Here is a 17657-nt window from a genome sequence, read left to right as displayed (position 1 = left end):
TCGAAATGTTTTGCATGCGCGCAATTGGCGACCCAAATCGCCGCTTGCGCGTGTACTATCTGGCCCCGGTAGAATCCGGGGCGTTTGTCCATCTGGAAGCGATGAAAAACAATCGCGACGGACAAGCGAATAGCTGGCTTGAATATTGCATGTTATGCACATTCCGGACCGAAAAATAATTCGACATCATTAGCAAATATCAACAGGAGAACAGCGTGGCAATCAGGGAAATCAACAAGAGTGGTACGTCCGCGTGGCGCCGGACAAGCAGTTTAAGCGTGGCGCTGGCGCTGAGTCTGGGTTTGAGCGCGGCTGCGGCGCAGGCGGAAGACGCGCTGGCAAGGATTCGCGACAGCAAGACCATCACGATCGGCTACAGAGAGGCATCTTTTCCTTTTTCCTTTCTGGACCAGGACAAGAAGCCGGTGGGTTATGCGATCGACTTGTGCTTGAAAATTGCAGATGCCGTAAAGCAACAATTGAAATTGCCGCAGCTGAATATCGCCTACGTGCCGGTGACTTCATCCAACCGGCTTGACATGATTGCCGGCGGCAAGGTGGATCTGGAGTGCGGGTCTACCACCAACAATGCAGAACGGCGCAAGCGGGTCGATTTCACCATTGCGCATTTCATGGCGTCCACGCGCATGATCGTGCGGACCAGCGATACGATCAAGAACTGGCCGGACCTGCGCAATAAGAAAGTGGTGACGACCAAGGGCACCACCAGCGTCAAGTCGCTGGATGACCGCGGCCAGGTTCGTGCGCTGAACATGACGGTGCTGGAAGGGCGGGATCACAACGAGTCGTTCAAGATGGTGGAAGACAAGGCGGCCGATGCCTTCGTGATGGATGATGTGCTGCTGTACGGCTTGAAGGCGACGGCCAAGGACCCGGCTGCGTATGCAGTGGTTGGTGATCCTTTGACAACCGAGCCGTACGCTATCATGCTGCCGAAGGGCGATCCGGTATACAAAGGCCTGGTGGACCGCGAAATGGGCCGCATCATACACGACGGCGAAATCCAAAAGCTGTATACCAAGTGGTTCCTGAGTGCGATACCGGCAAAAAATAATCTTACGCTGAACATGCCTATGAGCTATCTTTTCAGAGAGTCATTGCGCTTTCCGTCGGATCATGTAGGAAATTAACTGTAGCGAGGCTATAGCAAGAATAAAATTGGCCGTAGTTGAAAATTTATACAGGTTGGGGAGACCAGTATTTTTGGAGGAGAGCTGTAAAAATAAAAAATATGCATGGGTATAAGTCCGCTGTGCGAGCAGCGAGTTTGTTAAACTATACAGATAATCTTTAACGGGAGTTGTTATGATGTCATCGAAATTGGTCGTCGCTTTGGTTGGCCTGGGAGTGCTGGTTGGCTCCGTGCAAGCGCAAGAACTGACCGGAACACTCAAAAAAATCAAGGACACCGGCACCATTACCCTGGGTGTGCGCGATTCTTCTATCCCTTTCTCTTACCTTGATGACAAACAATCGTATCAAGGCTATTCGATCGACCTGTGCCTGAAAGCCGCTACTGCGATTCAAAAGCAGCTGGGCATGACAGCACTCAACGTCAAGATGGTTCCGGTGACATCGGCGACTCGTATTCCGTTGATCTCCAACGGCACCATCGACCTGTCCTGCGATTCCGCCACCAACAATGCCGATCGCCAAAAGGTTGTTTCCTTTGCGCCGACCATGTACGTGACCGCGAACCGCATCCTGGCCAAGAAATCATCCAACATCAAGGCGCTGGACGACCTCAAGGGCAAGACCATCGTTTCCACTTCCGGCACTTCGAACCTGAAGCAAGTCACGATTCTCAATGGCGAACGCAACCTCGGCATGAACATCCTGGCTGCCAAGGACCACGCTGAAGCGTTCCTGATGGTTGAAACCGGCCGTGCAACTGCATTCGTGATGGACGACATCCTGCTGGCCTCGCTGGCTGCCAGCTCGAGAGCGCCTAACGACTATGCAATCACCACCGAAGCGCTGTCGGTTGAGCCGTACGGCATCATCGAGCGTAAAGACGACCCTGCTTTCAAGCTGGCTGTCGATACCGCGTTGACCAACCTGTACAAATCGGGCCAGGTTAACGACATCTACGCAAAATGGTTCCTGAAGGCGATTCCACCTAAGGGTATCAACCTGAACGTGCCGATGAGCCCGCAACTGAAGGCAGCATTTGCTCATCCGACCGATTCCGCTGATCCGGCTGCCTACGCCGCCGTGCCTGAAGCGCAAAAACAATCGTCGAAGAAAAAATAAGATTGGCTAGCTGAAGGAATGAAGGGGGAGGCGGAAGCCTCCCATTTTGTTTCTGCAATTGATTTGCTGCGATGCACAATCCGGGTGCCGGATTACAGCAGATCCGGTACATTCAGATGGTTTCAGGCAGCAGCAGTGAGTTTGAGAGTGAGAGGGGACTTAATATGCATTATCCGTGGAACTGGGGCATCTTCTGGCAAGAGTCACCCGACGGTGTCAGTACTTACATGGACACCTTGCTGACCGGTCTGAAATGGACGCTTGCGTTGTCTATTTCAGCCTGGATCATGGCGCTGGTCATCGGTACGGTGATCGGTACGATTCGCACCATGCCGAACAAGTGGGCAGTACGCGTGGCCAACGGCTATGTCGAATTATTTCGTAACATTCCATTAATCGTTCAGATGTTCCTCTGGTATTTCGTCATGCCGGAGATAGTACCCGCGAGCATTGGCGGCTGGCTCAAGAGCCTGCCGAATGCTTCGTTCATTACCGCCTTCCTGGCGCTGGCTTTTTTTACGTCGTCGCGGATTGCCGTACAGGTTTCCGCTGGCATCAATGCACTGCCCCGTGGCCAAAAGCTGGCGGGTACTGCACTCGGCTTGACGTTGCCGCAAACATATCGCTACGTATTGCTGCCGATGTCGTTCCGGATCATCATTCCGTCCCTGACCAACGAATTTGCAGCGATCATCAAGAACAGTTCGGTCGCATTGACCATCGGCCTGGTGGAACTGACCGCCGCGACCTACTCAATGCGTGAATTTACGTTCCAGACTTTCGAAGCCCTGACCGGCGCCACGGTGATTTACGTGATCATCTCGGGGATTGCCTTGCTGCTGGCGCGCTGGCTTGAAAAAGCCATTGCGATTCCAGGATTTATTGCCTCTGGCAGTGCGAATACAGGAGGCCATTAATCATGTTTTCAAATTTCGATTTTGACGTAATCCAGCGTTCCTGGTTCTACCTGTTCACCACCGGCATGAAGTTCACGCTGACGCTGACCTTGGTAGCGATGATAGGCGGCATCCTGTTCGGCACCGTGCTGGCGATGATGCGTCTGTCGCACAACAAGGTCATCTCGCTGATCGCCACCAGCTATGTCAACCTGATCCGTTCGGTGCCGCTGGTGCTGGTGATTTTCTGGTTCTACTTCCTGGTGCCGTATATCGGCGCCTGGATCATCGGTGCGCAACAGCCGGTGCAGGTCGGCGCCTTTTCATCGGCACTGATTACCTTCATCTTGTTTGAAGCAGCTTATTATTGCGAAATCATGCGTTCCGGGATCCAGTCGATTCCACGCGGCCAGATTTCCGCCGGCTATGCGCTCGGCATGAATTACTGGCAGATGATGGGCAATGTGGTGCTGCCGCAAGCGTTCCGCAACATGATCCCGATCCTGCTGACGCAAACCATCGTGCTGTTCCAGGACGTTTCGCTGGTCTATGTGCTGGGCTCAGTGCCGGACTTCGTTACCGTTGCTTCGAAGATCGCGCAGCGTGACGGCCGTCTGGTGGAGATGTATGTGTTTGTCGCCGTGGTGTACTTCGTGATGAGCTTCGGTTTGTCGTCGCTGGTCAAGCAGCTGCAGCACAAGGTTGCGATTATTCGATAATGGACGGCGGCATGCCCTGAGCAGGGTTGCCGCCAGTTGCACAATAGAATTCAGGAATTAGGAGAAATACTCATGATTAAGCTTAACAACGTCAGCAAATGGTACGGTCAATTTCAAGTCCTGACCGATTGCACCACGCAAGTGGCCAAGGGCGACGTGGTCGTCGTGTGCGGACCGTCGGGTTCCGGTAAATCGACGCTGATCAAGACCGTCAACGGCCTCGAGCCGTTCCAGAAGGGCGAGATCACGGTCGACGGCGTTTCGGTCGGCGATCCGAAGACCAACCTGTCGAAACTGCGCGCGCGCATCGGCATGGTGTTCCAGAACTTCGAGCTGTTCCCGCACATGTCGATCCGCGAAAACCTGACCATCGGCCAGGTCAAGGTGCTCGGCCGCAGCCAGGATGAAGCCAACGAAAAAGGCTTGAAATACCTGGACCGGGTCGGCTTGATCGCGCAGAAAGACAAGTTCCCAGGCCAGCTGTCCGGCGGCCAGCAGCAACGCGTGGCGATTGCCCGCGCGTTGTCGATGGATCCGATCGCCATGCTGTTCGACGAGCCGACTTCGGCGCTCGATCCGGAAATGATCAATGAAGTGCTGGACGTGATGGTCGGCCTGGCGCAAGAAGGCATGACCATGATGGTGGTGACCCATGAAATGGGTTTCGCCAAGAAGGTCGCCAACCGCGTGGTGTTCATGGACAAGGGTCTGGTGGTGGAAGACTGCCGCAAGGAAGAGTTCTTCGGCGCGCCGCGCTCCGACCGTGCACGCGACTTCCTGGCCAAGATCATTCACTGATCGCAGGATTGCTGGCAGGACAAGAAGCCGCTCCGGTGCATGCCTGAGCGGCTTTTTCATGGACGCCTGCCAGTGCTGGCCGCGGCTGCGATTCAGGCCGGCCGCTGCGGCTGCGGTAAAATGACGCTCATTGAAGCCGTCGCCACGCCATGCTCTCCATCAAACCTTATCTGCGCAGCCTGAAACTCAATCCCGATATGGCGATTGACTACGATGCCTATCCCTTCTGCATTCCTGCCGTGCGGGAGCTGGAGCAGATCCAGTTTCATCCGGAAGTGACCTTCCTGGCGCTGTTGCAAAAGACACTGAACACTATACGACCACACGCCATTTCCTGAACAATCCGGCAGCCATGCTGGAGCGACTTTTTGCAGAAGAGAATGAAGATGACTGATACCTTGACCATTACCCGTCCCGACGACTGGCATTTGCATCTGCGCGACGGCGTAGCGCTGGCCAGCGTGCTGCCGCACAGCGCACGCCAGTTCGGCCGCGCCATCGTGATGCCCAACCTGAAGCCACCGGTCACCACCACTGAGCAGGCCGCGGCCTATCGCGAGCGCATCCTCGCCGTGCTGCCGCCCGAACTGACGTTCGAGCCTTTGATGACGCTGTACCTGACCAACAATACGCCGCCCGACGAAATCCGCCGCGCCAAGGACAGCGGCTTCGTGCACGCGGTCAAGCTGTATCCGGCCGGCGCCACCACCAACTCCGATGCCGGCGTGACCGATCTCAGCAAGTGCTACAAGACGCTGGAAGTGATGCAAGAGCTGGGCATGCCTTTCCTGGTGCACGGCGAAGTGACCGATCCGGCAATTGATATCTTCGACCGCGAAGCCGTCTTCATCGAGCGCGTGATGCAGCCGCTGCGGCGCGACATGCCGGAATTGAAAGTGGTGTTTGAACACATCACCACCAAGGATGCCGCCCAGTACGTCGAGAGCGCCGAAGGTCCGGTCGCCGCCACTGTCACCGCGCACCACCTGCTGTACAACCGTAACGAAATCTTCAAGGGCGGGATCCGCCCGCATTACTATTGCCTGCCGGTACTGAAACGGGAAGAGCATCGCCTGGCCCTGGTGCGCGCGGCGACTTCCGGCAGTAGCCGTTTCTTCCTCGGCACCGATTCGGCGCCGCATCCCAAGGGCCTGAAGGAGCACGCTTGCGGCTGCGCCGGCTGCTATACCGCGCTGCATGCGATGGAGCTGTACGCACAAGCGTTTGATCAGGCCGGGGCGCTGGATCAGCTGGAAGCCTTCGCCAGTTTCAATGGGCCGGCGTTCTACAATCTGCCGCGCAACCAGGGCAGCGTGACCCTGAAGCGCCAGCCGTGGGCCTTGCCGGCCGAGCTGCCGCTGGGCGATACCACGCTGGTGCCGCTGAACGGCGGTGAAACCATAGACTGGCAGTTGGCATAAAGTCATCCGGCCGCCGGCGCGCGGCGGCCGTTCGCATCTGCATGGTGCGATTTTTGCATGCTTGCATGGCAGCGATGGATAAAACGCTATCCCATCCGGTCTAACCGTAGCTCAATGAGTCGTCCGCGGACGAAGGTTTCAAGCATGCAAAGTCTACGTATCGTTGTGGTCAATCCTGTCGCCATCGAGGGCGAAGACGATCCTGCGTTTGCCGCCCAGGCTGCGCGCGGCAAGGACTTGCGCATCGGCTTGCTGGAGGCCGGCTACAACATCATCGCTTCGCTTCCCGCCGACCTCTATCTTCCTGAAAGAATTGCTCAGTTGCAACCAGATATGATCATCGTGGACGCCGAATCCGACTCCCGCGACGTGCTGGAGCATGTGGTGGTGGCGACCCGCGACGCGCGCCGGCCGATCGTGCTGTTTACCGAGGATGCCAAGACTTCCAGCATGGATGCCGCCATGGCCGCCGGCGTCTCTGCCTACATCGTGGCAGGGTTGCAGACGGCGCGCATCAAACCTGTGCTGGATGTCGCCCTGGCGCGCTTCCGCCAGGAGCAGAAATTGCTGGCGGAACTGTCCGATACCAAGCTGAAGCTGGCGGAGCGCAAGGTGCTGGAGCGCGCCAAAGGCTTGCTGATGGAACATCACAAGCTGAGCGAGCAGGAGGCTTATCAAAAGCTGCGCCGGCTGGCGATGGACAAGAACCTGAAGTTGTCCGAGGTAGCGCAGCGGATCATCGATGCCGCCGATTTGCTGGGCTAAGGCCCCGTTAGGGAATAAGTTGGGCATTTGGGCGGACGCAGCAGCGCGCCAGCTACGTCCGCCCAAATGCCCAACTTATTCCCTAACGAGCCCCAAGCCGCGTTATCGAAGCGGCCCGGCATCGGCAGGAATGCCCGAAAATCGTGAGCCTGTTTGGTGCGACGCACAAAACGGGTGCGCTTTGGCGCCTGGATCCTGGCACTGTTCTCCCTGAAACTCCTGGCACGTGCTTTGCATAGTTAATTTCAGGCGCCAGCGTTGGCGCTGCTGGAATCGGCTAACGGCGGTCTTTTCCACATAAGACAAAGGTGTCTTTCCACATGACTTGTTCATTGTGGAACGACGCCTTTTTTGTTTGCCGAAAACAAAGTGGAGCCATGCGATGGAATCAAAAAAAGCACTGCCGCAAGATGGTCTTGACCTGAGCTTGGCTGTCGACGGCAAGCGCCGCCAAATACTACAAACCGCCACTCTCGCGGCAGGAGCCAGCATGTTGGGATTATCTAGCACCGGCGCATGGGCAGCCGGCTCGGACAAGCCGGAAAAAACCGAAGTCAAGATCGGCTTCATTCCGCTCACGGATTGCGCCTCGGTGGTGATGGCGTCGCTGCTCGGCTTCGATAAAAAATACGGCATCAAGATCGTCCTCAGCAAGGAAGCTTCCTGGGCCGGCGTGCGCGACAAGCTGGCCAACGGCGAGCTGGATGCCGCACATGTCTTGTCGGGTTTGATCTACGGCGTGCAGATGGGCATCGGCGGCCAGAAGAAAGACATGGCGATCCTGATGGGACTCAACAATAACGGCCAGGCCATCACGCTCTCCAAGAAGCTGGCGGACAAAGGCGCGGTGGACGGCGCTTCGCTGGCGAAGCTGATGGCCAGCGACAAGCGCGAATACACGTTTGCCCAGACTTTCCCGACCGGCACCCATGCCATGTGGTTGTACTACTGGCTGGCCGCCAACGGCGTCAATCCGCTCAAGGACGCCAAGGTAATTACCGTGCCGCCGCCGCAGATGGTGGCCAATATGCGGGTCGGCAATATGGATGGTTTTTGCGTCGGCGAACCGTGGGGTCACCGGGCGATTGTCGATGGCGTTGGCATCACCGCCATCACCACCCAGGAAATCTGGAAGGATCATCCGGAAAAAGTACTCGGCACCACCGCAGAATTCGCCGCCAAGAATCCGAACACCTGCCGTGCCCTGATTGCCGCGGTGCTGGAAGCCAGCAAGTGGATCGACGCCTCGCTCGCCAACAAGAACAAGATGGCGGAAGCGATCGCTGACAAATCCTATGTCAACACCAGCAAGGACGTGATCGACCAGCGCATCATGGGACGCTACCAGAACGGCCTGGGCAAGACCTGGGACGATCCGAACTACATGAAGTTCTACAACGACGGCCTGGTCAATTTCCCCTACCTGTCGGATGGCATGTGGTTCATGACGCAGCACCGGCGCTGGGGTTTGCTGAAGACGGATCCCGACTACCTGGCGGTGGCCAAGTCGGTGAGCCAGATCGATCTGTACAAGGACGCCGCAGCCATGACCAAGACGCCGGTGCCGAAAGATGCGCTGCGGACCTCGAAGCTGATGGATGGCACGGTGTGGGATGGCAAGAACCCCCAAGCTTACGCAGCTTCGTTCAAGATCCGCGCATAACATCGCGCTCCAACCAGACGTTCCGTAAGCGCATTTTTTGGGAGAGCCATTATGAGTGCAATCATGGACACGGCGGCAAATGCGAACCGCCAGGCGGCGACCATGCGTGACGGCGCCGAAATGGCCGACGAGGCCGACGAGGCCAAAGCTGGCACGCCAAGCGCAGCAAGCGGCGACGCCGCCCGGCCGCTGCCGAAAAGCAGCAGCCGGCGCAGCAGCATGCCGCTGTGGCTGCAGCAGATTGTGGCGCCGCTGCTGGGGTTGGCCTTCCTGGTGCTGGTCTGGCAGATCATCGCCATGCACAACAGCCAGTTCCCGACGCCGCTGCTGACCTTGCAGGAAGCGCTCAAGCTGTTCGCCGATCCGTTCTACCGCACCAGCCCCAACGACCAGGGCATAGGCTGGAATATCCTGGCCTCGCTGCAAAGAGTCGGCATCGGTTTCGGACTGGCGGCGCTGGCCGGCATCCCGCTGGGTTTCATGATCGGCCGCTTCAAATTCCTGTCCAGCATGTTCGGCCCCATCATCAGCTTGCTGAAACCGGTATCGCCGCTGGCTTGGCTGCCGATCGGCCTGCTGGTGTTCAAGTCGGCCAATCCGGCGGCGATCTGGGCTATCTTCATTTGCTCGATCTGGCCGATGGTGATCAACACCGCGGTCGGGGTGCAAAGAGTGCCGCAGGATTACATGAATGTGGCGCGCGTGCTGAACCTGTCGGAATGGAAAATCATCACCAAGATCCTGTTTCCATCGGTGCTGCCTTACATGCTGACCGGCGTGCGGTTAGCGATAGGCACCGCCTGGCTGGTGATTGTCGCGGCGGAAATGCTGACTGGCGGCGTCGGCATCGGCTTCTGGGTCTGGGACGAGTGGAACAACCTCAACGTGCCGCACATCATTATCGCGATCGTGGTGATCGGCGTGGTCGGCCTGCTGCTGGAGCAGTTGCTGGTGACGCTGGCGAAAGCGTTCACCTACGAACAAGTAGCCGGTTAATTCGATAGCGAGGACCAAACATGGAACAGCGCGACGCCAAATTCATCGACATCCACCAGGTTGAAATGGTGTTCAGCACCCGCAAAGGCCAGTTCCACGCACTGCGCGATATCAGCCTGACGGTGCGCAAGGGCGAGTTCGTGACCTTGATTGGCCATTCCGGCTGCGGCAAGTCAACCTTGCTGAATCTGATCGCCGGCTTGCTGATGCCCAGCGAGGGCGTGCTGATTTGCGCCAGCCGCGAAATCGGCGGACCGTCGCCGGAGCGAGCGGTGGTGTTCCAGAATCATTCGCTGCTGCCCTGGCTCACCTGCTTCGAGAATATCTATCTCGGCGTCGAGCGGGTGTTTTCAGCAACGGAAAACAAGAGCGCCATGAAGGAGCGCACCAAGGCGGCGCTGGCGCTGGTGGGCTTGAGCGCGGCAGGGCAAAAGCGGCCGCATGAAATTTCCGGCGGCATGAAGCAGCGCGTCGGCATCGCGCGGGCGCTGGCGATGGAGCCCAAGGTCTTGCTGATGGACGAACCTTTTGGCGCGCTGGATGCGCTGACGCGCGCGCACTTGCAGGACGAGTTGCTGAAGATCGTCGCCAAGACCGGATCGACGGTGGTGATGGTGACCCATGATGTCGACGAAGCGGTGCTGCTGTCGGACCGCATCGTGATGATGACCAACGGTCCGGCCGCCACCATCGGCGAGATCGTCCAGGTCAGGCTGGCGCGGCCACGCGAGCGGCTGGCGCTGGCGCAGGACCCGCTGTATTCCGAGTACCGCACTTCGGTGCTGGAATTTTTGTATCGCAAGCAGGCGGTCGCCCATGTGGCCTGACGCCTGACCGGGAGAATTACTATGCAGGCAGGCAAAGTGATATTGGTAGGGGCGGGGCCGGGCGATCCGGATCTGCTGACGCTGAAGGCAGTCAAGGCGATTGCCCAGGCTGACGTGCTGCTGGTGGACGATCTGGTCAACCCGGCGATCCTGCAGCATGCGCGTGAAGGCGCGCGCGTCATCCATGTCGGCAAGCGCGGCGGCTGCCAGTCGACTTCGCAAGAATTCATCCAGCGCTTGATGGCGCTGGAAGCGCGCGGCGGCCAATGCGTGGTGCGCCTGAAAGGCGGCGATCCCTATCTGTTCGGCCGCGGCGGCGAGGAGCGCGCCTATTTGCGCCAGGCTGGCGTGGCGGTAGAGGTGGTGCCGGGCATTACCAGCGGCATGGCGGCGGCCGCCAGCATCGGCATCGCACCGACCCATCGCGACTATAGCCAGGGCGTGATTTTCGTGACCGGGCACGGCAAGAACGAGGCGGCGCAGCCGAACTGGCCGGCGCTGGTGGCGTCCGGGCTGACTCTGGTGATCTACATGGGGGTAGCGCGCTGTCGCGAGTTGCAGCGGCAGCTGCTGGACGCCGGCATGGCTGCGGCTATGCCGGTGGCGGTGGTGCAGTCGGCGACGCTGCCGGCGCAAGCGCAGCTGCTGACCAGCCTCGACCGCTTGCCGCAAGCCTTGCAGGACAGCGGCCTTGGCAGCCCCAGCATCATCGTCATTGGCGAAGTCGTGCGCTGTGCCGATGCCTTTGTCGATATCGTGCTGGACCAGATGCAGCAGGCGCTGGCTTGAGCCGCGTCTCTGCCGCAGCGTTGGCGGACGGCCGGGCGCGATGTAAAATGCGCGGCAAATGCCTAGCTCCGACACTCCTCCGCTCTCCGACCCCGCAGCATCGTTTCTCGCCGCGATAGACTGGTCGCAACCCTGGCTGCAACCATTGCAGCAGCTTGGCCGGCGCCTGAGCGAGGCAGCCGACTGGCGCCAGGCCTTGAACGCGGTCGCGCAGGAGCGCAATATCCGCAACTACCTGGGTTTGCCGCTCAATTTTGTGGCGCAGGGCGAACTGCCTGCCGCCACGGCCTACGAAGCCTTCATCGGCAGCAGCGGTAAAGTGCCGACCCGCGACAATCTCCACGATTTCCTGAATGCGCTGATCTGGCTGTCCTTCCCGGCCATCAAGGCGCGCCTGAACGCGCTGCAGGCGGCCGAACTGGCCAAGGCCGGCACGCTGTCAGGCAGCAGCAAGCCGCGTGGCGCCGCGCGCGACGCCGCCACCATTTTCGATGAAAACGCAGCCGTGCTGCTGGTGCGCGACCATAGCGCGGGACAGACGCTGATTGCCGCTTTGCGCAACCATCAATGGAGTGAAGCCTTTGTCGCGCAACGGCAGTTGTTCGGCGCGGATGCCGAGGTCTGGCTGTTCGGCCATGCCTTGCTGGAAAAGCTGGTGCGTCCTTACAAGGCGATTACCGCCCATACCCTGGTGGTGAGCGCGCCTGAATTCTATTTTGCGCTCGGCGAGGATGCCAGGCGCGCCTGGATCGATGACCACATCGCCGCCGACCTGGCGCAGCAGGGCTCGCTGGTCGGGCGCCTGACGCCGCTGCCGGTGCTGGGCGTGCCGGGCTGGTGTGCGAGCCAGGACGTCGATTTCTATGCGGATACGACCGTGTTCCGTCCGAAGCGCGCCACATAGTGCCGGCCTGATAAAATTCGCTATCTACCTTGATTATTTACTTTTACAGATCGCTCCAGCATGCTATTCATAGACAAAGCCATCACAGACTTCGACAACGCCCTGCGCGTCATCACCGGGCAAGCTTCGGCTTCGCGCCCGAGTCCGGCTTTGCCGGCGCCGGACGGGGTGCTGGACGCGGCCGAGCAGCGCCATAGCGCCGGCCTGATGCGCATCAACCATGTCGGTGAAGTCTGCGCCCAGGCGCTGTACGACGCCCAGGGGCGCTTCGCCCAAGGCGCGCCGATCAAGCAGCAGTTTGCCGAGGCGGGCAGGGAAGAGGAAGACCATCTGGCCTGGACTGCGGAACGCTTGCGTCAGCTGGGTTCGCACGTCAGCCTGCTGAATCCCTTGTGGTACGCCGGTTCCTACGCGCTGGGAACGCTGGCGGCGCGGCTGGGCGATACGCGTAGCCTGAGCTTTGTTTCGGAAACCGAGCGCCAGGTGGAAAAGCATCTCAACAGCCATCTGGAAAAATTGCCGCTGCAAGACGCCAAATCGCGCGCCATCGTCGAACAGATGCGCGATGATGAAATCGCCCATGGCGAGGCGGCGCGCGCGCTGGGAGGGGTGGCAATGCCTTTGCCGGCGCAGAAGGCGATGCAGGCGATGTCGAAAGTGATGACGACAGTCGCCTACTACATTTGAGGCAATGCGCTGAGGCAGCGGCGCCGCGCGGATTTACGCGCCGGCCGGGGTTTCCGCCAGATCGTCGATGATTTCGAAGGAATGGGTTATTTCGGCGGTCTTTTCCAGCATGATCGAAGCCGAGCAGTATTTCTCGTGGGACAGCTTGATCGCGCGCTCCACCAGGTTGGGCTTCAGGTTGCGGCCGCGTACGGTGAAGTGGAAATGGATCTTGGTGAAGACCTTGGGTTCTTTCTCGGCCCGCTCGGATTTCAGCGTGACATCGCAGCCGCGCACATCCTGATGGCTTTTACGCAAGATCAGCACCACATCGTAGGCGGTGCAGCCGCCGGTGCCGGCCAGCACCACTTCCATCGGCCGCGGCGCCAGGTCGCGGCCGCCGCCATCGGGCGCGCCGTCCATCGTCAAGACGTGGCCGGAGCCGGTTTCAGCTAAAAAAGTCATGCCGGACAAGCCGGTCCAGCGTACTGTGCATTCCATAGGGTCTCGCGGGCTGTTGGTGGTGGTCGCGATATTCTAACTGCTCTTGGCGCATGCCGTTCAGGCCGGGTTTTGTTGTCATTCGAAAAACCCAGGCGGCATTTTTGGTAAAACTCCTTAAATTTCTACCTTGCGATGCACAATTCCGTTTGCTAAGATGGGTTATCGATGGCCGGAGTTGGCTTCAGGCAATCAACCCATGTCTCCTCCACCCCTCCACAGGAGTGGATTTGAACCCGACGCCCAAGTGCAGATCGGGTTTTCTTTTGTCCAGGTCCAGCCCCTCAGCCATGAATTCGGCACCGTATTTGCAACCGCATTTACAACAATTTCTAGCCCAAATGCCGATTATTTTCAATCGGTTTGACGCCAAGTCATTGAAAAGGCTATAATTTACGGCTTTTCCGTTTGCTCAGGAAAAGATAACAAGGAAGAGTCTGTCGCTGATGCAGGACGAAAATCAGGCGTAACAGCCTGGTCTCCGGTAGCGATGGAACCACCATTTGAGCGAATTAAACTAGTTAGGAAGTCAACATGAAAACTTTTTCCGCTAAGGGCCATGAAGTCCAGCGTGATTGGTTCGTGATTGACGCGACGGACAAAGTCCTCGGACGTGTTGCCAGCGAAGTGGCACTCCGACTGCGCGGCAAACACAAACCGGAATTTACTCCTCACGTTGATACCGGCGATTTCATCGTCGTCATCAATGCAGGCAAACTGCGCGTCACTGGCGCCAAGGCAACCGACAAGACGTATTTCCGTCACTCCGGTTACCCAGGCGGCATCTACGAAACAAATTTCCAGAAAATGCAACAGCGTTTTCCAGGTCGTGCGCTGGAAAAAGCGGTCAAGGGCATGCTGCCTAAGGGTCCGCTTGGCTACGCCATGATCAAGAAGCTCAAAGTGTACGCAGATGGCACCCATCCGCACACCGCGCAGCAACCTAAAGCACTTGAACTCTAAGGAATAGACATGATCGGTAACTACAATTACGGAACCGGCCGTCGCAAGAGTGCAGTGGCTCGCGTTTTCATCAAGTCCGGCTCGGGCCAGATCATCGTCAACGGCAAGCCAGCGAATGAGTATTTTTCGCGCGAAACCGGCCTGATGGTGATTCGTCAACCACTGGAACTGACTAACCATGTCGAAACTTTCGACATCAAGGTCAACGTCAGCGGTGGCGGCGAGTCCGGCCAGGCTGGTGCGGTTCGCCACGGTATCACTCGTGCACTGATCGACTACGATGCAACTCTGAAATCGGAGCTGTCCAAAGCCGGCTTCGTTACACGTGATGCACGTGAAGTTGAACGTAAAAAAGTTGGTCTGCGCAAGGCACGTCGCGCAAAACAATTCTCCAAGCGCTAATCTACGCTTTCAGAATATCGAAAAGCCGCCAGGTTCGCGCCTGGCGGCTTTTTGTCATTTGCTGCACCAGAATTTCATGAACGTAACATTGACTGCAGGCATTGCCATGCTAATAACGGCAAATTATTGCCTTAGTGAATGTTAACAAGCTCAAACAATTGGCTGATAAAATAGTCGGCCCTATACCGTCTTGCCGCAAAAAGCGGCAGCGGCGGATAGCCAGTTATCGGGTTCAGGAAGATAAAGCGCACAACGCTTCCAAGCAAGGAAAAAAGATGATCAAAGTCGGGATTGTGGGTGGTACGGGATATACCGGGGTCGAGTTGCTGCGTTTGCTGGCAACCCATCCGCAGGTGCAGTTGCAGGCAGTGACTTCGCGCAAGGAAGACGGCATGCCGATTGCGGACATGTACCCGTCGCTGCGCGGCCGCGTTGCACTGGCATTCTCGGCGCCTGAAACAGCCAACCTGACCGAATGCGACGTCGTATTCTTCGCCACCCCGCATGGCGTCGCCATGGCGCAGACCCCTGAGTTGCTGGCTGCCGGCGTCAAGGTAATCGACCTGGCTGCCGATTTCCGCCTGCAGGACACCGCGGTGTTCGAAAAATGGTACAAGATGCCGCACAGCTGCCCCGAACTGCTGAAAGAAGCAGTGTACGGCTTGCCTGAGCTGAACCGCGCCGCCATCAAGGATGCGCGCATCATCGGCAATCCAGGCTGCTATCCGACCACCATGCAGCTCGGCCTGGCGCCGCTGCTGAAGGCCGGCGTGGTGGATGCAGGGCATCTGATCGCCGATTGCAAATCGGGTGTTTCCGGCGCCGGCCGCAAGGCCGAAGTCGCCATGCTGTTCTCTGAGGCCAGCGATAATTTCAAGGCTTACGGAGTCTCCGGCCATCGCCATTCGCCGGAAACCGTGGAGCAGCTGGGCAAGCTCGCCGGACAGAAAATCGGCCTGCTGTTTACGCCGCATCTGGTGCCGATGATACGCGGCATGCATTCCACCATCTACGCCCGCCTGACCAAAGAACTCGACAATGCCGCACTGCAGGCGCTGTTCGAGGATGCTTACAAGAACGAACCGTTTGTCGACGTGATGCCGTTCGGCTCCCATCCGGAAACCCGTTCTACCCGCGGCTCCAACATGCTGCGCATCGCCCTGCATCGCCCGGATGACGGCGATACCCTGGTGGTGCTGGTAGTGCAGGATAACCTGGTCAAGGGTTCGGCCGGCCAGGCAGTGCAATGCATGAACTTGATGTTCGGTCTGGAAGAAACGACTGGTCTGATGCACGTGCCGGTCATGCCATGATGCTAGCGCTATCGGGGCTGGCCGCCACGCCGGCGACTGTCTGCGTGCGACGGAACCAGCCGCGATGAAGTACAAGCTGTGGGTCCGGCGCATGTCGATCTCGGCGCCGAAAATGACCGTGAAAAGCCATTTTCCGTGGCCGCTGAAGGCGCTTTTCCTGATCGTGGTGCTCGGTTTCGGCGGCGCCATCGCCATGTGGATGTACGATCTGGGCCGCGATTTTACCGGTCACAGTCCGGGCATCAGCAAGCAGCAGCTGGCCGACCTGAACGAAAAGGTCAGCAGCCTGACGGCGGAGCGCGACCGCTTTTCGACCACCGTCAATGCTGCCGAAAGCCGGATGAATATCGAGAAGGCGGCGCAAGAACAACTGGGCCAGCAGATCAAGATGCTGGAAGCCGAAAACGCCAAGCTGAAAGAGGACCTGGCGTTTTTTGAGGGTTTGCTGCCGAATGCGACCGGCAACCAAGGCATTACCATTCAGCGCCTGACCGCGGAATTGCAGACGCCGACGCAGCTGCGTTACCGGATGCTGATCATGCAGGGCGGTAAAGCGCCTAGTTTCACCGGCGAAATGCAATTGCTGGTGACGGCGACGGTGGCGGGAAAAAGCACGGTGCTGACTTTTCCTAGCGTCAGCGCGACGGCGGCCGACAAGGCTGCCTACAAGTTGGATTTCAAGTATTACCAGCGGGTCGAGGCCGAACTGACTTTGCCGGAAGGCGCTGTGGTCAAGGCGATTCAAGCCAAGGTCATGGACAAAGGCCAGATGCGGGCGCAGCAAACCACTAATTTGTAAAAAGGAAACATCATGTTCAACCGCAAAGCAAAGAGCACCATCGACAGCCTGATCGGCTCGTCGACCAGCATCCAGGGCGATGTCCACTTCAAGGGCGGTCTACGTATCGACGGCCACGTCAAGGGCAACGTGGTGGCCGAAGTGGGCCAGGCCAGCGTGCTGGTGATTTCCGAGAGCGCCAAGGTGGAAGGCGAAGTGCGGGTTGCGCATCTGGTGGTCAACGGCGAGATCAGCGGCAACGTTTTCTCGTCGGAACTGCTTGAATTGCAGCCGAAAGCCCGCATAACCGGTGATGTCAATTACAAGGCGCTGGAAATGCATAGCGGCGCCCTGGTGAGCGGCAAGCTGACCCATGAACAGAACGTGATCGAGCCGGTGTTAAAACTTGCCATGACGCAATCTGCCTGAAAACCGCAAGCGGTTTCGGGCTTTGCCTGCATGAATCCGGGCAAGCGCCTATAATGCAGTATTGTATGTATTCCCCCGCAGGAGCCAAAAAATGAATGCTGTCGCTGAAATCCAAGATGTAGTCGCATCCCCTATCGTGTTTACCGATAGCGCCGCCGCCAAAGTTGCGCAACTGATCGAAGAAGAAGGCAATCCCGACCTCAAATTGCGCGTATTCGTGCAGGGTGGCGGTTGCTCAGGCTTCCAGTACGGCTTCACTTTTGATGAAATCGTCAATGAAGACGACACCACCATGAGCAAGAACGGCGTGCAGTTGCTGATCGACTCGATGAGCTACCAGTATCTGGTCGGCGCCGAAATCGATTACAAGGACGACCTGGAGGGCGCGCAATTCGTGATCAAGAATCCGAATGCAACCACCACTTGCGGTTGCGGTTCTTCGTTCTCGGCTTGATGCATCGAGCCGGACCCGAACCGGCCTGAGCAGGACGTAGTAGTAAAAAAAGACGCTGGGGAGCAATTCCCGAGCGTCTTTTTTGTATGCGGCGCTGTC

General features: G+C 58.2%; 21 protein-coding genes. 20 read left to right on the top strand and 1 reads right to left on the bottom strand.

Annotated elements, in window-relative coordinates; all coding sequences use genetic code 11:
* Positions 1-215 precede the first annotated feature (215 nt).
* The 14 genes from BCF11_RS07995 (at position 216) to coq7 (ending at position 12739) form a co-directional block, all read left to right on the top strand.
* Positions 216-1151, top strand: a complete 936-nt coding sequence (locus BCF11_RS07995; RefSeq protein WP_098494271.1) for an amino acid ABC transporter substrate-binding protein — start codon at positions 216-218, stop codon at positions 1149-1151.
* A gap of 175 nt (positions 1152-1326) precedes the next feature.
* Positions 1327-2274 (top strand): amino acid ABC transporter substrate-binding protein, encoded by a 948-nt coding sequence (locus BCF11_RS07990; protein ID WP_098494270.1) that lies wholly within the window; start codon positions 1327-1329, stop codon positions 2272-2274.
* A gap of 164 nt (positions 2275-2438) precedes the next feature.
* Positions 2439-3191 carry an amino acid ABC transporter permease gene (locus BCF11_RS07985; protein WP_098494269.1) on the top strand — a complete coding sequence of 251 codons (753 nt, stop codon included), beginning with the start codon at positions 2439-2441 and terminating at the stop codon, positions 3189-3191.
* 2 nt (positions 3192-3193) lie between these two features.
* Positions 3194-3889, top strand: coding sequence for an amino acid ABC transporter permease (locus BCF11_RS07980; protein ID WP_098494268.1), 696 nt, complete (start codon positions 3194-3196; stop codon positions 3887-3889).
* A 72-nt stretch (positions 3890-3961) separates the two neighbouring features.
* Positions 3962-4687 carry an amino acid ABC transporter ATP-binding protein gene (locus BCF11_RS07975; protein ID WP_061944582.1) on the top strand — a complete coding sequence of 242 codons (726 nt, stop codon included), beginning with the start codon at positions 3962-3964 and terminating at the stop codon, positions 4685-4687.
* Positions 4688-4836: 149 nt separating this feature from the next.
* Positions 4837-5025 carry a hypothetical protein gene (locus BCF11_RS07970; protein ID WP_098494267.1) on the top strand — a complete coding sequence of 63 codons (189 nt, stop codon included), beginning with the start codon at positions 4837-4839 and terminating at the stop codon, positions 5023-5025.
* Positions 5026-5073: 48 nt separating this feature from the next.
* The gene (pyrC, locus tag BCF11_RS07965; RefSeq protein ID WP_098497378.1) at positions 5074-6108 is read left to right on the top strand and encodes a dihydroorotase; all 1035 of its coding nucleotides are present in this window, start codon (positions 5074-5076) and stop codon (positions 6106-6108) included.
* Positions 6109-6252: 144 nt separating this feature from the next.
* Entirely contained in the window at positions 6253-6873 is a 621-nt protein-coding gene (locus tag BCF11_RS07960) for an ANTAR domain-containing response regulator (RefSeq protein ID WP_098494266.1), read from the top strand.
* 490 nt (positions 6874-7363) lie between these two features.
* Positions 7364-8536, top strand: coding sequence for a CmpA/NrtA family ABC transporter substrate-binding protein (locus BCF11_RS07955; protein WP_098497377.1), 1173 nt, complete (start codon positions 7364-7366; stop codon positions 8534-8536).
* A 219-nt stretch (positions 8537-8755) separates the two neighbouring features.
* Positions 8756-9532, top strand: coding sequence for a nitrate ABC transporter permease (ntrB, locus tag BCF11_RS07950; protein ID WP_233212659.1), 777 nt, complete (start codon positions 8756-8758; stop codon positions 9530-9532).
* Positions 9533-9552: 20 nt separating this feature from the next.
* The gene (locus BCF11_RS07945) at positions 9553-10359 is read left to right on the top strand and encodes an ABC transporter ATP-binding protein (protein ID WP_098494264.1); all 807 of its coding nucleotides are present in this window, start codon (positions 9553-9555) and stop codon (positions 10357-10359) included.
* 21 nt (positions 10360-10380) lie between these two features.
* A complete protein-coding gene (gene cobA, locus BCF11_RS07940) occupies positions 10381-11148 on the top strand; it encodes a uroporphyrinogen-III C-methyltransferase (RefSeq protein WP_098494263.1) in 768 nt (255 codons plus the stop codon).
* A gap of 58 nt (positions 11149-11206) precedes the next feature.
* Positions 11207-12052: a DUF3025 domain-containing protein gene (locus BCF11_RS07935; protein ID WP_098494262.1), complete on the top strand. Its 846-nt coding sequence runs from the start codon at positions 11207-11209 to the stop codon at positions 12050-12052.
* Positions 12053-12112: 60 nt separating this feature from the next.
* Positions 12113-12739: a 2-polyprenyl-3-methyl-6-methoxy-1,4-benzoquinone monooxygenase gene (gene coq7 / locus BCF11_RS07930; RefSeq protein ID WP_098494261.1), complete on the top strand. Its 627-nt coding sequence runs from the start codon at positions 12113-12115 to the stop codon at positions 12737-12739.
* A gap of 33 nt (positions 12740-12772) precedes the next feature.
* Here the strand turns inward: coq7 and BCF11_RS07925 are convergent, their stop codons facing one another.
* Positions 12773-13219, bottom strand: coding sequence for an OsmC family protein (locus tag BCF11_RS07925; RefSeq protein ID WP_098494260.1), 447 nt, complete (start codon positions 13217-13219; stop codon positions 12773-12775).
* Between the two features lie 534 nt (positions 13220-13753).
* Here BCF11_RS07925 and rplM point away from each other — a divergent pair.
* The 6 genes from rplM to erpA all read left to right on the top strand — a co-directional run bounded on the left by rplM (position 13754) and on the right by erpA (position 17558).
* Positions 13754-14182, top strand: coding sequence for a 50S ribosomal protein L13 (gene rplM, locus BCF11_RS07920; RefSeq protein ID WP_061944550.1), 429 nt, complete (start codon positions 13754-13756; stop codon positions 14180-14182).
* Positions 14183-14191: 9 nt separating this feature from the next.
* The gene (gene rpsI, locus BCF11_RS07915; protein ID WP_038493344.1) at positions 14192-14584 is read left to right on the top strand and encodes a 30S ribosomal protein S9; all 393 of its coding nucleotides are present in this window, start codon (positions 14192-14194) and stop codon (positions 14582-14584) included.
* 275 nt (positions 14585-14859) lie between these two features.
* On the top strand, positions 14860-15897 hold the full coding sequence (argC, locus tag BCF11_RS07910) for an N-acetyl-gamma-glutamyl-phosphate reductase (RefSeq protein WP_098494259.1): 1038 nt from the start codon (positions 14860-14862) through the stop codon (positions 15895-15897).
* A gap of 64 nt (positions 15898-15961) precedes the next feature.
* The gene (locus BCF11_RS07905; RefSeq protein ID WP_233212411.1) at positions 15962-16696 is read left to right on the top strand and encodes a DUF6776 family protein; all 735 of its coding nucleotides are present in this window, start codon (positions 15962-15964) and stop codon (positions 16694-16696) included.
* 12 nt (positions 16697-16708) lie between these two features.
* A complete protein-coding gene (locus BCF11_RS07900) occupies positions 16709-17104 on the top strand; it encodes a polymer-forming cytoskeletal protein (RefSeq protein ID WP_098494258.1) in 396 nt (131 codons plus the stop codon).
* A gap of 91 nt (positions 17105-17195) precedes the next feature.
* Positions 17196-17558, top strand: a complete 363-nt coding sequence (gene erpA / locus BCF11_RS07895; protein ID WP_014007938.1) for an iron-sulfur cluster insertion protein ErpA — start codon at positions 17196-17198, stop codon at positions 17556-17558.
* Positions 17559-17657: the final 99 nt, after the last annotated feature.

Source organism: Collimonas sp. PA-H2 (assembly GCF_002564105.1).
GTDB lineage: Bacteria > Pseudomonadota > Gammaproteobacteria > Burkholderiales > Burkholderiaceae_D > Collimonas.
Note: the sequence above shows the minus strand (reverse complement) of the source record. Positions and strands in the feature narration are given on the sequence as shown.

Excerpts from the sequence above, each read along its gene's own strand:
- BCF11_RS07990 (WP_098494270.1), top strand. The coding sequence starts at position 1,327 with ATGATGTCATCGAAATTGGTCGTCGCTTTGGTTGGCCTGGGAGTGCTG.
- BCF11_RS07985 (WP_098494269.1), top strand. The coding sequence starts at position 2,439 with ATGCATTATCCGTGGAACTGGGGCATCTTCTGGCAAGAGTCACCCGAC.
- BCF11_RS07980 (WP_098494268.1), top strand. The coding sequence starts at position 3,194 with ATGTTTTCAAATTTCGATTTTGACGTAATCCAGCGTTCCTGGTTCTAC.
- BCF11_RS07975 (WP_061944582.1), top strand. The coding sequence starts at position 3,962 with ATGATTAAGCTTAACAACGTCAGCAAATGGTACGGTCAATTTCAAGTC.
- BCF11_RS07970 (WP_098494267.1), top strand. The coding sequence starts at position 4,837 with ATGCTCTCCATCAAACCTTATCTGCGCAGCCTGAAACTCAATCCCGAT.
- pyrC (WP_098497378.1), top strand. The coding sequence starts at position 5,074 with ATGACTGATACCTTGACCATTACCCGTCCCGACGACTGGCATTTGCAT.
- BCF11_RS07960 (WP_098494266.1), top strand. The coding sequence starts at position 6,253 with ATGCAAAGTCTACGTATCGTTGTGGTCAATCCTGTCGCCATCGAGGGC.
- BCF11_RS07955 (WP_098497377.1), top strand. The coding sequence starts at position 7,364 with ATGTTGGGATTATCTAGCACCGGCGCATGGGCAGCCGGCTCGGACAAG.
- ntrB (WP_233212659.1), top strand. The coding sequence starts at position 8,756 with ATGCCGCTGTGGCTGCAGCAGATTGTGGCGCCGCTGCTGGGGTTGGCC.
- BCF11_RS07945 (WP_098494264.1), top strand. The coding sequence starts at position 9,553 with ATGGAACAGCGCGACGCCAAATTCATCGACATCCACCAGGTTGAAATG.
- cobA (WP_098494263.1), top strand. The coding sequence starts at position 10,381 with ATGCAGGCAGGCAAAGTGATATTGGTAGGGGCGGGGCCGGGCGATCCG.
- BCF11_RS07935 (WP_098494262.1), top strand. The coding sequence starts at position 11,207 with ATGCCTAGCTCCGACACTCCTCCGCTCTCCGACCCCGCAGCATCGTTT.
- coq7 (WP_098494261.1), top strand. The coding sequence starts at position 12,113 with ATGCTATTCATAGACAAAGCCATCACAGACTTCGACAACGCCCTGCGC.
- BCF11_RS07925 (WP_098494260.1), bottom strand. The coding sequence starts at position 13,219 with ATGGAATGCACAGTACGCTGGACCGGCTTGTCCGGCATGACTTTTTTA.
- rplM (WP_061944550.1), top strand. The coding sequence starts at position 13,754 with ATGAAAACTTTTTCCGCTAAGGGCCATGAAGTCCAGCGTGATTGGTTC.
- rpsI (WP_038493344.1), top strand. The coding sequence starts at position 14,192 with ATGATCGGTAACTACAATTACGGAACCGGCCGTCGCAAGAGTGCAGTG.
- argC (WP_098494259.1), top strand. The coding sequence starts at position 14,860 with ATGATCAAAGTCGGGATTGTGGGTGGTACGGGATATACCGGGGTCGAG.
- BCF11_RS07905 (WP_233212411.1), top strand. The coding sequence starts at position 15,962 with ATGAAGTACAAGCTGTGGGTCCGGCGCATGTCGATCTCGGCGCCGAAA.
- BCF11_RS07900 (WP_098494258.1), top strand. The coding sequence starts at position 16,709 with ATGTTCAACCGCAAAGCAAAGAGCACCATCGACAGCCTGATCGGCTCG.
- erpA (WP_014007938.1), top strand. The coding sequence starts at position 17,196 with ATGAATGCTGTCGCTGAAATCCAAGATGTAGTCGCATCCCCTATCGTG.